Source organism: Nocardiopsis moroccensis (assembly GCF_055763695.1).
Genome location: NZ_CP199747.1, coordinates 231,162 through 245,104, shown reverse-complemented (window position 1 = coordinate 245,104; position 13,943 = coordinate 231,162). Strand labels below are relative to the sequence as shown.

Annotated in this window: 10 protein-coding genes; 6 read left to right on the top strand and 4 right to left on the bottom strand. The window is 72.9% G+C overall.

Annotated features, from left to right (window positions below; translation table 11 throughout):
* Positions 1–980: 980 nt before the first annotated feature.
* Both ACUKCB_RS00985 and ACUKCB_RS00980 read left to right on the top strand, forming a co-directional pair.
* Positions 981–2,336, top strand: a complete 1,356-nt coding sequence (locus tag ACUKCB_RS00985) for a collagen-binding domain-containing protein (RefSeq protein ID WP_473038561.1) — start codon at positions 981–983, stop codon at positions 2,334–2,336.
* Between the two features lie 241 nt (positions 2,337–2,577).
* Positions 2,578–2,994 (top strand): MerR family transcriptional regulator, encoded by a 417-nt coding sequence (locus ACUKCB_RS00980; RefSeq protein WP_473038560.1) that lies wholly within the window; start codon positions 2,578–2,580, stop codon positions 2,992–2,994.
* 52 nt (positions 2,995–3,046) lie between these two features.
* Here the strand turns inward: ACUKCB_RS00980 and ACUKCB_RS00975 are convergent, their stop codons facing one another.
* Together ACUKCB_RS00975 and ACUKCB_RS00970 are read right to left on the bottom strand one after the other, a co-directional pair.
* A complete protein-coding gene (locus ACUKCB_RS00975; protein WP_473038559.1) occupies positions 3,047–3,346 on the bottom strand; it encodes a putative quinol monooxygenase in 300 nt (99 codons plus the stop codon).
* A 34-nt stretch (positions 3,347–3,380) separates the two neighbouring features.
* Positions 3,381–3,956, bottom strand: a complete 576-nt coding sequence (locus ACUKCB_RS00970) for a PadR family transcriptional regulator (protein WP_473038558.1) — start codon at positions 3,954–3,956, stop codon at positions 3,381–3,383.
* Positions 3,957–4,056: 100 nt separating this feature from the next.
* On the opposite strand from ACUKCB_RS00970, the gene ACUKCB_RS00965 reads away from it, so the two are divergent.
* The 4 genes from ACUKCB_RS00965 (at position 4,057) to ACUKCB_RS00950 (ending at position 10,576) form a co-directional block, all read left to right on the top strand.
* Positions 4,057–5,139 (top strand): serine hydrolase domain-containing protein, encoded by a 1,083-nt coding sequence (locus ACUKCB_RS00965; protein WP_473038557.1) that lies wholly within the window; start codon positions 4,057–4,059, stop codon positions 5,137–5,139.
* Positions 5,140–5,353: 214 nt separating this feature from the next.
* Positions 5,354–8,371: a tetratricopeptide repeat protein gene (locus ACUKCB_RS00960; RefSeq protein WP_473038556.1), complete on the top strand. Its 3,018-nt coding sequence runs from the start codon at positions 5,354–5,356 to the stop codon at positions 8,369–8,371.
* Between the two features lie 74 nt (positions 8,372–8,445).
* On the top strand, positions 8,446–9,891 hold the full coding sequence (locus ACUKCB_RS00955; RefSeq protein WP_473038555.1) for a sensor histidine kinase: 1,446 nt from the start codon (positions 8,446–8,448) through the stop codon (positions 9,889–9,891).
* 13 nt (positions 9,892–9,904) lie between these two features.
* Positions 9,905–10,576 carry a response regulator gene (locus tag ACUKCB_RS00950; RefSeq protein WP_473038554.1) on the top strand — a complete coding sequence of 224 codons (672 nt, stop codon included), beginning with the start codon at positions 9,905–9,907 and terminating at the stop codon, positions 10,574–10,576.
* A 61-nt stretch (positions 10,577–10,637) separates the two neighbouring features.
* Here ACUKCB_RS00950 and ACUKCB_RS00945 read toward each other — a convergent pair whose 3' ends face one another.
* Both ACUKCB_RS00945 and ACUKCB_RS00940 read right to left on the bottom strand, forming a co-directional pair.
* On the bottom strand, positions 10,638–13,079 hold the full coding sequence (locus ACUKCB_RS00945) for an FtsX-like permease family protein (protein ID WP_473038553.1): 2,442 nt from the start codon (positions 13,077–13,079) through the stop codon (positions 10,638–10,640).
* Positions 13,073–13,825: an ABC transporter ATP-binding protein gene (locus tag ACUKCB_RS00940; RefSeq protein WP_473038552.1), complete on the bottom strand. Its 753-nt coding sequence runs from the start codon at positions 13,823–13,825 to the stop codon at positions 13,073–13,075. Before ACUKCB_RS00940 ends, ACUKCB_RS00945 begins: the two co-directional genes overlap by 7 nt.
* Positions 13,826–13,943: the final 118 nt, after the last annotated feature.

Genomic DNA, 13,943 nt, shown 5'->3' with positions numbered 1-13,943 from the left:
CACCCCACTCCAACCACAAGGAATTTACCAAACTCCCACAGCACCCCACAAACAGCTGGGACATAAAAGCAGACCAAAAACCAAGGTTAATGACAACAGAAACATAGACGCCAAACACCCCGCCGCAACCACCCGAAGCCACGGCCTTCTTCATTCGGCAAACACCGAATACCAGTTCACTTCGGACCAAAAACCAGCGCCCTCGAAGGACCGACGAACTCCCGCTTCAGCCACGCCCTCACACCGGAACGGCGGCCCTGCCGGAGCTGTTTCGGTCCGGCCCTCCCCGGCGAACGGGCGACCCGGCTGCCGAGCACGGCGGTGACCCGCCCGACCTCTCGAAGACACCCGGACCCAGAAGGAGGCCAGGCCGGAAAGCGCAACGGGAGAAACATCTCCGATGCGCCCGGGCACCGATTTCACAGAGCCCACGAGGCAGCGGTGACAGCAGAAGCCCTTCGGCTTGTTTCAGCGCGCCAAAAAATACGCGCAAACGAGCACCAATTTACGTGGGACCCTTTTCCGCCCCGACGGAAAACGGGCCCGCCCATCACCCCCGGGCCCACCCCTTCCGGACACCGCCCGCGCCGAGGGTGCGAGGGTCCTGCCCCCCCGGGGTGCGGCGACCCCTCACCGAAGGACACGGCGGCAGGGAGGCAGCTCGTACCGGCCCGGTCGAGCACCGGCCGGGAAGTTGTGAGAGTTGCCATGTGAACCGGAGGGCGCCAAGGGAGAGGTGTTGTCCGCAAGGTCCTGGCCGCCAACGATGCCCGCACCCGTGAACAGCCTGTTCGCCGGAGGGTTCACGGAGGTCCGGTCTCCGCGCCCTGGAGGCGCGGAGGGCGGCCGGTGGTTTTGATATACCCGATTTGTGGACTTGGATGATTCCGGGCCCGTCACCGCCGGAAGGCGCCTGCCGAACCCGGCGGCCGCGACGGGGTCCTTCCTCCACGTCTCCCACACTGACTAGAGAACCCCTGATGCCGGAATCCCCATCCCACTCCTCCGCTCTCCGGCGGGGCACCCACCTGAGCGGTGCCGCCCTGCTCGCCTTCGCCCTGGCCGCTCCGGGCACCGCCGCCGCAGACACCACCGTCAGCCCCCTGGCGGGCGGCAACGGCTTCCTCGTGCTCGTCGAGGGCCGGGCCGAGCTGGCCGGCAACGAATCCGAGGGCCCCATCGCCGTCGGTGGCGACCTGGCCTTCGGCTCCTACAACGTCGCCGCCCACACCCCGGGCACCTACGTGGGTGACGGGGACGAACAGCCCTCCGCGCTCGTCGTCAACGGCGGCGTGGACCTCGACGGCAGCGAAGGCCACCTCAAGGTCCTGCAGGACGGTCATGTCAAGATCGGCGACCCCAGCGGGGCCGAGATCAGCACCACCGACGCCAACGGGGCACAGGTCTCCACCGTCGTCTCGGCCCCCGGCGGGCGCGAGTCGACTCCGCGCATCTCCCTCACCACCGGGCAGCCCGAGGAATCGGTCACCGCGGAGGCGTTCGACGTGGCCGCCCTGTTCCCCGAGTACCGGCAGCGCGCCGCCGGCATGGCGGCCTGCCAGGGCAACCTGACCCCGGTGCGGACCGGCGACGGAGAGGAGGCGACCCCTCCCTTCGACTCCGGGGCCAACGTGACCCTCCCCCTGGCCTCCGGGCCCAACATCTGGAACGTGGACGCCGCGGATCTGGCGGACCTGGAGGTCGTCACCTTCGAGGACAAGCCCTCGGCCGACGCCCCGTTGCTGGTGAACGTCGACACCTCCGGCGTCGACGGTGAGTTCGAGTGGCACACACCGAACATGGCCGGTATCGGCCTGGCGGAGTCGCGGTACGTCCTGTTCAACTTCGGCGACGCCACCGGGGTCACCTTCACCCCCGACAGCCGCACCCTGGAGGGCACGGTGTTCGCCCCGGACGCACGCGTGCGGTGGCTGTCCCCGTCCAACATCGAGGGCGCGGTGGTCGCCGCCTCCTTCGAGCACGGTTCCCTCGCCGAGGGCGTCACCGGCAACGGTGAGCTGCACAACGGTGCCTTCGAGGGCGAACTGCCGCTCTGCTCGGGCGGCGGGGACCCGGAGACGCCGGTGAGCCCCGAGCCCACACCGCCCGCCGACGAACCCGGGGAACCGACCGAGGAGCCCGGCACGGAGGAGGACCCCGGGCAGGAGGTGCCGGATTCCGAGGAGCCCGGCACCGAAGCACCGGCCGACGAGCGGGGCGGTGCGGACACACTTCCGGTGACCGGAGCGAACCTGGCTCTGCTGGTGACCGCGGCCGTGGCCGCGATCGCGGGCGGGATCGCCGCCTTCGTCGTGGGCCGACGCAGGAGGGCCTGAGCCGGCCACCGCTCCCCCGTCGAACGAAACCGGAGGGTGGGAGCGGTCCCGGCCGTGCTGGAGGCGCCCGCTGCCGACGTGTGGTCGGCGGCGGGTGCCTCCGCCGTTCCTCCGGCGGGCTCGACCGTGGAAGGGGCCCGCGCTCCTCCTGGGACCGCTGGTCCCTCGCATGAGGGCCGAGCGCTCTGTTCGAGGCGGAGCGGACGGACGCCGGTCCGGGCCCCGTTGTAGGTTGCGGGTCGTGACTGACGAACACGGCACCGAAGGTCTCACCGTCGCGCAGATGGCCGAACGGACCGGGGTCTCCGGCCACACACTCCGCTACTACGAGCGGATCGGCCTGCTCCGGCCGGTCGGGCGTTCGGCCGGGAACCACCGCCGCTACCGGGACGAGGACATCGAGTGGTTGCGTTTCCTGCTCCGACTCCGGGAGACCGGGATGCCGATCGCCCGGATGCGCCGCTACGCCGAACTCCGCGAACAGGGCGCGGGCACCCTGCGCGCCCGGATGGACATGCTGGCCGACCACCACGAAGACCTCCGTGAGCGAATCTCGCTCCTGTTGGGCCACGAGAGGGCCCTGGAGGCCAAGGTCGCGGCCTACGAGACGCTCATCGACGCCCACGAGGGTTGTGGGACGGGCGAGGGGGCCGGGTGAGCCCGCCCCCGCACCAGGGCCGTCCCACACCGGCCGTCCCACACCGGTCATCTCATACGGGCCGCATGACCCAGTGCTCGACCACCTCGGTGAACTCGTGTTCCAGGTACGAGCGCGTGTGCTGGTACTCGAAGTGCCGCCGGAACGCCTCCTCGTCGGCGAAGACCTCCCACAGCACGAACGAACCGGGTGCTTCGGTCTCCTCGTGTACCGAGAACGCCAGGCAGCCGGGCTCGGCACGGGTCTGTTCCGCCAGGGCGCCCAGGGCGGTGCGCGCCGGTTCGACGCGGTCGGGGTCGGTGCAGCGGATACGGGCGGTGACCTCGTAGGGCGAGGCGGTGGTCTGCTTCATGCCGGGAACGTTAGGACTTCGAGCGCGCTCGAAGTCAATCCGCTTGTGGACGCGGAGCGGGTTCTGCCTCCCCCGTGCCGGCGCCCTCCTGGCGTTCGGCGTGCCGACGGAACCAGTCGAGCGCGAAGCGGTGCGCTGCGATGCCGTAGTCGAGTGTCGCGAACTGGTGCCGGGCGACGTCGCGGAGCCCCTCGGGGATGTCCCGGCCGTCGAGGTGTTCGCTGAGTCCGGTCAGCCGGGCCAGATCCGCCTCGATGCGCGCGGTGATGCGGTGGAGCACCGGTGCGCGCTCGTCCGGCTCCAACAGCCCGAGGAAGTAGAGCCTGGGCAGCGCCACGGTCTCCATGTCCTGCCCGGCCGGTTCCCCCGTCATCCAGGCGCGGAACTCCTGGTGGCCGGCTTCGGTGACGCGGTACACCTTTCTCCCGCGTGCCCCGGGGTCGACGCTGGCGACCTCGATGAGCCCCTGCTTGAGCAGGTTGTCCAGGGCGCGTTTGATGCTGCCGGAACTGGCGCTGTAGAAGAGCGAGACCCCCGCCTCGAACGCCTTGACGAGGTCGTAGAGGCTCATCGGGGAGATCAGGAGCAGGCCGAGGATCACATGGGACATGGCCCGAGTCTAAACCTTTGACTCTCATAGACATGTCTATTAGACATATAGAGAGCGGAACGACCCCCTCCGACCACTCCCCCCGATGAGGTGTCCTGCCATGCCCTCGACCACGACCCGCCACGCAGCGGACCGCCTGCGGACCTGGCTCGAACGGACCGCCCGCCGTCGCCACGGCATGCCCGAACCCCAGGTGCTGGTGCGGGCGCCCGGGTTCGGGTTCGACTTCGGCGACCTGGCCACGCCCTTCCACGCCGCCAGCGTCGGCAAGCTCATGACGGCCGTGCTCATCGCCCAGCTCACCGACGCGGGCCGTTTCGACTTCACCACACCCCTCGGCGCGTTGCTGCCCCCGGGCGACCTCACCGGCCTGCCCGCCGCCCCCGGCGCGGACGTCGCCGCGGACGTGACGGTCGAGCACCTGTTGACGCACACCAGCGGGATCCCCGACTACTTCGAGCCCCCGGGCCGCGTTCGGACCGCCGCGTCGAGCAGCGCGGTCGCCGCCGACCGCGACCGCCGCTGGCGCCCCGCGGACCTGCTCGACCAGGTCCGGGGCCTGCCCGCCGCCGGGCGTCCCGGGGAGCGCTTCCACTACGCGGACACCGGCTACGTCCTGCTCGGGAGAATCGCCGAGGAGGCCGCCGGCGAACGGTTCTCCGACCTCCTGCGCGAACGGGTCCTCGACCCCGGCGGCATGACGGGCGCCTCGACGCCCTACGACCCCGACGACGCCCCCGATAACCTCGCCGAACTCGACGTCGCACCGTTCTGGCTCGACGGCCACGAGCTCAGCCGCGCGCACTCCGTGAGCATCGACTGGGCCTGCGGCGGCGTCGTCGGTACCGCCGAGGACTTCCTGCGCTTCCAACGGGCCCTGCACGGGGGACTGCTCGTCTCCCGGGAAAGCCTGGAACACCTCCTCCGGCCCCGCCGCCGGTTCCGCCGCGGCATCCGCTACGGCGCCGGCGCCATGACACTGAGGTTCGGCGAGTTCCTCCCCCCGCTGATGCGCGGCCTCCCCGAGCCGGTGGGACACAACGGTGTCTGGGCCACGCACCTCTACCACTACCCGGAGCAGGACGCCCACGTGGTGCTCAACTTCCACTCCACCCGCCAGGTGAACCCGAGCTTCATGGCGCACGCCCGCATCGCCCGGCTGCTGACCGGGCTCGACTGCTGACCGGGTCCGGCCGGGACCGGACCGCCCTCGCTCTCCTGTCCCCGGGGTGCACCGCGGGTGTCCGAGGGCCGCCGATCGGGTGAACGTCCCACGGTCGGCCCCCGCACGTGTGGACACCGACGGCCCGACCGCAGCAGGATCGGTTCCCTGCCGGACCACCGAAAGCCCACAAGCCCGGCACACAAGGAGAATCCAGGCGCGCGGGAGGGTGACGGTGAACCGACGGTCCGACGGTTCGGGCGTTCCCCCGCGTCGGCAGTGGCGGCCGGTGCACACCGGACTGGTCGGCGGGCTGGCGACGCTGGTCGGCCTGGGCACGGCGGCCCAGGAGGTCCCCGACCTGGTAACCGGGGACGGCGGGCTGCTGCTCGCGGTGGTCGGGCTGCTCGGAACCGGAACCGCGGTCACCGCCCAACTGCTCCTGGAACGCCTCGACCAGGCGCCCGGTTCCGAGGAAGCCCCGGCGCTGAGGCGCCGTCTGCCCCCGCCGGTGGACCACTTCACCGGGCACGAGACGCTCATGGCGGAGCTGCTGGAACAGTTCGAGCGCTTCCCCCGCACCGGGGCACGCGGCCTCCTGCGCCGCCCGTTCCGTCGGGTTCCGGGGCGCCGCTCCCGCGGTCCGCTGGTCATCGCGGTCACCGGGGAGGGCGGCACCGGGAAGAGCCAGCTGACCGCCCAGGTCGTGGACCGGGTCGCCGACCGCTTCCCCGACGGCAAGATCGAGTTCGAGCTCTACGGCGGCGCGGACCGTGGCTCCTCGGGGCGTCGGGAGCCGCGCAGACCCGAGGACGTGCTCGCGCAGATGGTCGCCGAACTCGGCGGTCGGCCCCCGGACGGCGCTTCCCTGGACGAACTCTCCGGACTGTGGAAGACCGCTACACAGGACCGCAGGCTGCTCGTCGTCCTCGACAACGCCAAGGACTACACGCAGGTGGAACCGCTGCTTCCCAGCGGTCGGGGATGCGCCGTGCTGATCACCGGCCGCAACGGTTTCCCCGACGCCGAACAGCCCATGCTGCAGCGCGGACTCGCCCCGCTGTCCCGGCGGGAGAGCCTGGAACTGGTCAACCGGCTGGTCGAGGCCTCGGGGCGGAAACTGGCCGCCGCGGACCGGGACGCCCTGCCCGAACTGGTCCGGGCCTGCCACGGGCTGCCCCTGGCCCTCTGCCTGGCGGGGACCCAGATCACCAGGGAGGACGGCCCGGGCGCCGCGGACCTGCTGGACCACATGAAGGGGCTGGACGTCCCCGGCCCCCGGGCCGTCGCACGATCACTCGCCTTCAGCCTGCAGCAGTGCGAACCAGCGGAGCGGCTGCTCCTGAACAGGCTGGCCGCCACCGGGCTGACCACCTTCGCCGCCTGGGCGGCCGCCGCCCTGCTGGACACCTCCGAGGAGGAGGCCAGGCGGATGCTGTTACGGATGAACCACCGCTACCTGGTGACGTACCTGTACAGGACGGGCGGGTTCGACCGCTTCCAGCTGCACGACCGGGTCCGGGACACCCTGCTGACCGCGGGCCCGCACGTCCTGGGCGTCCCGGAGGAGGAACGCGCGGACTGGTCCGCGGAGGCGCTCGCTCCGGCGGTGGAGCGGCTGCTCGGCGCCTTCGAACGTATCGGTGAGGCCGCCGCCCGCCGTGCGGCCCCGCACGAGTGGAACTTCGGCGCCCCGGTGCCCGGCCGGGGCGGGGAGCGCGTGGCGCCCTCTCCGTCCGTGCACGGCCCCGCGGACCCCCTCGCCTGGTTGGAGTCCGAGCGCCGGGGGTTCGAGGTCTGTTTCCGGTGGACCGCGCCCGGAGGGGACGGTCCGCGGTTACCCGCGCACGGGTGGCGGCTGCGGCGGGCCTTCGCGGTCCTGTGCCGGACCGGGCGCACGCACTGGGACGCCGTGCGCGGAGCCACCCGTCAGGCCACCGGCCTGGCCCTGGAGATGGCGGATCCGTTCGCCTACGGGGTGGCCCTGCTCGACCGGGCCGAGGTGGCCAGCGGCCACGGTGACCACGACACCGGCTACGAGCGCGCCCTGACCGCCCTGTACGTGCTGGAGCAACTGGATCCCGCGGTGGACCCGCGCTGGTCGGCGCGGGCGCACCGGGCCATCGGGGTGAACCTGTACCGCCGCGGTGACCTGGACGACGGCCGGGCAGAGATCGAGCGGGCGGCGCGGATCTTCGAGGAGCACGAGGACCGCTGGTGGTGGGCGCGGACGCTGTGCAACCTGGCCGAGGTCGACCGGTTCCAGGGGCACCTGGAGCGCGCCTACACCCTGCTCTCCCGGGCCGAGGAGCTGCTCGTGGGCTCCCGGGACGTACCCGAGCAGTGGGCGAGGGTCCAACTGCAGCGGGGCGAGGTACTGCGGTTGCGCGGATACACGCTGAACGCCTGGTTCGTGCTCGCCGACGGCCTGGAGCAGCTCTCCCAGGCCCCGAAGGAGAACTGGTACCGGGCGCGCTACCTGCGTTCGCTGGGCCAGCTGTCCACCAACGAGCTCAACCGGGAGGCCTGGGCGTGTGAGCTTTTGCTGAGCCCCGGGCGGGAACGGGAGCGCCGTCGGCTGACCGCGCGGGACCCGGAGTGGCCGGAGCGGCAGCGCACCAGGGTGGACGGGCTGTTCGTCGACGGCTCCGCCGGGTACGCGCAGCGGTGTGCCGAACCGGGGCCGGGGCGGGGACCGCTGCGCGGCAGGAGGGCGCTCAGGGACGCCTGGCAGGGCGAACGGCAGCTCGACCGGCTGCGGGAGGCGGAACGGGCGTTCGAGGAGATCGGTGATGAATGGGGGCGGTGGCGTACCTGTCTGGTGCTGGGGCAGGTGTTGCTGGCGCACGACCGCAGCCGGGGCAAGGAGGAGTTCCTGCGGGCCGCCCGGGGGTTCCGGGAGCTGGGTGACAAGTGGTGGCACGCCAGGGCCCACCGGATGGCGGCCGAGTCGTTGCAGCGGGTGGGTCGGCTGACCGAGGCCGAGGAGCTGGCGCGGGTGGCGATCGAGGGGTACCGCGGGTTGCAGCACCGCTCGGGCCAGCTGCGTGCGATGCGGCTGCTGGCCGGGGTCGTGGCCCGCCGCGACCTGTTGGAGGCGTGGCGGATCCTCAACCGGGCCGAGGAGCTGGCACGGGAGGGCGTCCGGCTGGGGATCGTGCCGGAGTCGCTGCTCGTGGAGGTGAAGGACATGCTCCGGGTCGTCGAGCACGGCTCCGACTCGGCGCTGGGCGCGAACCCGGCGGGGCGGTGAGAGCAGGGCCCTGGCGGCACACCCTGACTTTCGACGGGCGACGCGGCGGGGTCGGGCGGGTTAGTTTCCGGGGTATGCGTCCTTCCCGCGTCCCCTGGGGCCGCCTGGCCCCGGCCGCCGTGCTCGTCCTGCTGGCCCCGGCCGTGTTCTGGCCACCGCTGCTCCTGGTCGTGCCCCTGCCCGCCCTGCTCACCGGTCGCCTGTCCGGGGACCCGCGGGCGGCGGGGTGGACCTGGCCGGCGGCGGCCGCCGTGGGGGCGGCGGCCCTGGCACTCGGCGATCAGCCCCTGGGCATGTGGGTCACCTCCGGGATCCTGGCGGTGTTCACCGTACTGCTGCCGTGGCTGGTGGGGTTGTACCTGCGCAGCACCTCCGCGTTGGAGCGGTCGGGGTGGGAGCAGGCCCGGATCCTGGAGCGCGAGAGTGAACTCATGGCCGAACAGGCCCGGATGCGGGAGCGCTCGCGTATCGCCCAGGACCTGCACGACGCCGTGGGGCACGAGCTGAGCCTGCTCGCCCTGGGCGCGGGTGCCCTGGAGATGGCGGAGGACCTCACCGGGGAGCGCCGGGCCCAGGCCGGGCAGCTGCGGGAGGTCGCCGGCCGGGCGGCCGATCAGCTCCTGGACGCGGTCGGAGTCCTGCGCGCCGACTCCGGGGCCGCCCCGCTCGATCCGGCGGGCGACGGTGTCGCCGCGCTGGTGCGGCGTTCGGTCGAGGCGGGCATGGACGTCTCCCTGGAGCGGGAGGGCGAGTTCCGCGAACCCCCCGTGCTGGTGGACCGGGCTCTCCGCCGGGTGGTCCAGGAGGCCCTGACCAACGCCGCGAAGCACGCACCGGAATCGGCGCCGCGGGTGGTCCTGACGGGGTCGCCGAACGCGGTGTCCGTGCGGGTGGCCAACACCGTGGCGGCGGGCGCCCGCTCCCCCGACCGTGCTCCCGGCACCGGAAGCGGGCTCGTGGGCCTGCGCGAACGGGTGCGCCTGGTGGGCGGTGAACTGTCCGCCGGGCCGGAGGGCGACCTGTGGGTGGTGTCGGCCCGGATGCCGGTGCGCGGACCCGGTGCCCGGACGTTCACCGGGCAGGACCACCGGGAGGACCCCGGAACGCGCCGGGCCGAGGGGGCTCCCCGGGTCCACGCGCGCCTGCTCGGATACCGCCGGGACCGCCATCGGGCCCTGTGGGCGATCGGTGTGGTCGTGGGGGTCCCGGCCCTGGCCGCAGCGGCGGGGTACGTGCTGATGCTGATGCTCACGGCACACCAGGCGGCCACCGCCACCCTCGCCCCCGATGTCTTCGAGCGGTTGCGGCCGGAACAGGACCGGGCCGAGGCGGAGGCACTGCTCCCCGAGGAGGAGCTCTACCTGGAGCCCGCCGGGGAGGGCGCCTCTCCCGAAGCCCGGGAGGGACTGGAGTGCCGCTACTACCGGTCCAGCGCCGACCTCTTCGCGGGTGGGCACGACCGGTACCGTCTGTGCTTCGGCCCGGAGAGACTGGTTTCGGCCGAGGTGCTGGTGAGGTGACGGGAGACCGGGCGTGATCAGGGTTCTGCTGGTGGACGACGAGGCGATGGTCCGTGCGGGTGTGCGGGCGATCCTGGCCAACGAGCCGGAGATCGAGGTCGTCGCCGAGGCCTCCGACGGTCGGGAGGGCGTCCGGCTGGCCGGGTCCCACCGCCCCGACGTGGCCCTCGTCGACATCCGGATGCCCGGGATGAACGGTCTGGACGCAGCCGCCGAGATGCGTCGGTCGGCCCCCGGGACCGCCGTGGTCATCCTGACCACCTTCGGCGAGGAGGAGTACGTGGTCCGCGCCCTCGACGGGGGCGCGGACGGGTTCCTCCTCAAGACCGGTGACCCCAGGGAGCTGCTGCTGGGTGTGCGGGCGGTGGCGGAGGGCGGCGCGTTCCTCTCCCCCAGGGTGGCCCGGCGTGTCCTGGACAACCTCGACCACGCCCGTTCGGCCGGCCGTCTGGACGCCCGGGAGCGGTTGGCCGGGCTGACCGACCGTGAGCGCGAGGTACTGGCCCTGCTGGGTGCGGGCCTGTCCAACCAGGAGATCGGCGCACGGCTCTTCCTCGTGGAGGGCACGGTGAAGGGCCACGTCAGCACGATCCTCAAACGCCTGGGGGTGCGCAACCGGGTGGAGGCCGCCGTCCTGGCGTACGAGGCGGGCCTGGTCGGCGAGGACCGGGGGCGGGACGCCTGAGGGGCCGACCGGATACGTCGCCGGTGTGAGCCAGGGCCCCCTCGCCGCAGGTAGGCCCCGGTCAGTCGCCGCTGAGCCCTTCCGCAGGAGCGATCCGGGCGGCACGGCGGGCCGGGAACAGTGTGGCGGCCGCCCCGATCACCAGGGCCGCGACCAGCACCAGCCCCAACCGCCCCCAGGGCACCGCCACCACCAGGGGCGCCGTCCCGCCGACGATCGCGTCCACCCCGACCACTCCGTAGGGCACCCCGGTCAGGACCCCCAGGAGGGCACCGAGCAGGGCGAGCACCACCGCCTCGACCGCCAGCGTGCCCCGGAGCCCACCCCTGGTCAGGCCCAGCGCCCGCAGCAGCGCCAACTCCCTGGTCCGCTCCAGGACCGACAGGCCCAGTGTGTTCGCCACCCCGACGCTGGAGATGACCACGGTGACGAGCAGCATCGCCAAGGCCAGGTTGACCATGATGTCGAGGACCTCGGTGATGTCGGCGCGTTCACTGAGCGCCCCGCTGAGAGCGATGTCCGGGTCGGCCCCGGCGACCAGGCTCATCTGCGCGGCGAGGTCGTCGGTGTCGGCCTCCGGGGCGGCCACGCCCCACACCATGCCGCGTTCCCCGCCCTCGGCCACGGTGTCCAGGACGTCGGCGCGCACCACCGGGTCCGGGGCGCCGGAGACGGTGGCCAGGTGGGACGGGTAGACGGTGAAGGACCACCGGGCACCGTCCACGGTGAGTTCGACGGTCTCCCCCGCCTCGGCCCCGAGCTCCTTCAACTGTGCACCGGAGACCAGCACGACCGGGGTGTTCACAGCCTCCGTCAGCTCTCCGGCGCCCGTCGCGGCGGCCATTTCCGGGGAGACCCCGACCAGGGTGACCTCGTCCAGTCCGGCCACCGTCACCCGTTCGGTGCGGGGTGCCTCGACCAGTTCGAGCCCGTCGACGGCGCGGACCGCGGCCACGGTCTCCGGGGCCACCGACCCCTCGTCCACGCGCGCGCTGACCTCCACCGGGTAGCGGTCGCGCAGGTCGCTGTCGATGGTGGCGCGACCGGTCGCGGCGGCCGTGGTGAGCGCGCAGATCAGGCCGAGCCCCAGGACGAGGGCGAGCGTGGCCGTGGCCGCCCGGCCCGGGTCGCGTCTCAGGTTGGCCCCGGCCAGTTCGGGGACACCGCCCATCCGGCGCAGCAGGGGTTCGACCGCTCCGAGGAGGCGGGCAATCAGGTAGCGCAGGGTCAGAAGCAGGCCGAGCGCGCCGACGGAACCGCCGCCGACCGCCAGGGGCAGGGTCTGCGCCACGACCCCGGCGGCCATGGCGGCCGCCCCGAGCAGCGCGGCCGCGGCACCGAGGACGTGCACCGGGCGCAAACGCACCCCGCCATGGAGGGGCGCCGAGCGCAGGGCCTCGACCGGGGCGGTCACCGCCGCCCGCCGCGCGGGGAACCAGGCGGCGCCCACGGTGGTGGCCACACCCACCAGGAAGGCTCCGAGCAGGGCGACCAACCGGACCTCGGGACCGCCGCCGACCAGTCCGGCCAGGGAAGCTCCCGCGTAGCCGACGCCCACGCCCGCGCACACGCCGATCAGGGAACCGACGGTACCGACGATCAGCGCCTCGGCGACGACCAGGTTCCGTACCTGGGCCCGGTCCGCGCCCACCAGGCGCAGCAGGGCGGTGTCGCGGCGGCGCTGGGAGAGCAGGATCGTGAAGGTGTTGGCGATAACAGCGGAGGCCGCGAGCAGGGCGATGAGCGCGAAGACCAGCAGGATCATGTCGAGCTGTTGTGAGCCTCCCGCGAACCGGTCGGCGGCGAGCCGGGCCTGTTCCTCCGCGGTCATCGGGTGGAGGCCCTCGGGCAGGGCGACCCCGAGGTTCGCGACGGCCTCCGGTGCGGAAACGCCGTCGGCCGTGTCGGCCAGGACGCTGAACGCGCTGTCGCCCTCGAAGTGCGCCTCGGTGGCGTAGAGCGTGTACTGGACACCGGTCAGCGGCTGGAAGCCCGGGTCGGTCGCACCCACCACGGTGGCCCGGGTGCCCTCCCCCTCCCGGGGCAGGATCCGCACGGTGTCGCCCACCGAGATCCCCAGGGCGTCCAGTGTCGCGGTGTCGGCGACGACCTCGTCCGGGGCGGTGGGCCAGACGCCCTCGGCCAGGTCGAACCAGCGCAGTGCGGGGTCGTCGGCGAAGCTGTAGACGTTGGCCTCGCCCCGCCGTTCCCCGGTGGCGAGTCGGACGGTACGCGCGTGGTGGGCGGTGACGGCGCCGATGTCGGGGTGGTCGGCGACCGCGTCGGGCCAGTCCGGACCGGGGTCGGCCGACTCGGGGTCGCGGTCGACGACCACGTCGGCGGCGGCCAGCGGTGCCGCGGCCACGGCGCGCATCCCGGCGTCGGAGGTCGCGGAGAACACGGCGGTCGCGGCCAGGAAGAGCGTGCCCAGGATGATGGCCGTCAGCACGGCGGCCAACCGGGCGGGACGGGTGCGGGTCTGTGCCCAGGCGAGGCTCAGCACCGGCTCTCCGCCCGGGCCACGGCCGCCAGGACCTGCTGGGTCGTGGGGTGTTCGAGGGTGCCGTGCAGGGCGCCGTCGGACATCAGCAGGACGCGGTCGGCGTAGGTCGCGGCGACCGGGCCGTGGGTGACCATGACGATGGTCCGACCGAGTTCGCTGCTGGCCGTGCGCAGGCGTTCGAGCAGTTCACGGCCGTTGGTGACGTCGAGGGACCCGGTGGGCTCGTCGGCGAGGAGCACCGCGGGCCGGGTGAGCAGGGCCCGGGCGAGTGCGACGCGCTGCTGCTGTCCGCCGGACAGTTCCGGGGGCCGGTGCCCCAGCCGGTCGCCGAGCCGCAGGGAGCGCACGACCTCGTCGAGGCGGTCGCGGTCCGGGCACTGTCCGGCGAGCCTGAGCGGGAGCAGGATGTTCTGTTCCGCGGTGAGGGCGGGCAGCAGGTTGAAGGCCTGAAAGACGAAACCGATCCGCTCGGGCCTGAGCCGGGTCAGTCTCCGGTCGTCGAGCCGGGCCAGGTCCTGCCCCTCGACCAGCACGCTCCCCGAGGTGGGGGTGTCCAGCCCGGCCAGCAGGTTCATGAGCGTGGACTTGCCGGAGCCGGAGGGGCCCATGATCGCGGTGAACTCCGCCGGTGCGAAGCCGAGGCTCACCCCGGCCACGGCGGTGACCGCGGTCTCTCCCGCGCCGTACCGCCTGGCCAGGTCGACCGTTCGGAGTGTGCTGCTCCGCTGCCCTGTCGGTGTGTTCATCCGGCCCTCTCCGCCCGCACCGCGTCCCGGCCTCGGCGGCCTCGGCGGTGCCCGCTCCCTCGCGTGTCCTGCTGTGCGTGGACAACGCTAGGAATCGGCGGCCAGGGGTCGACAGTGG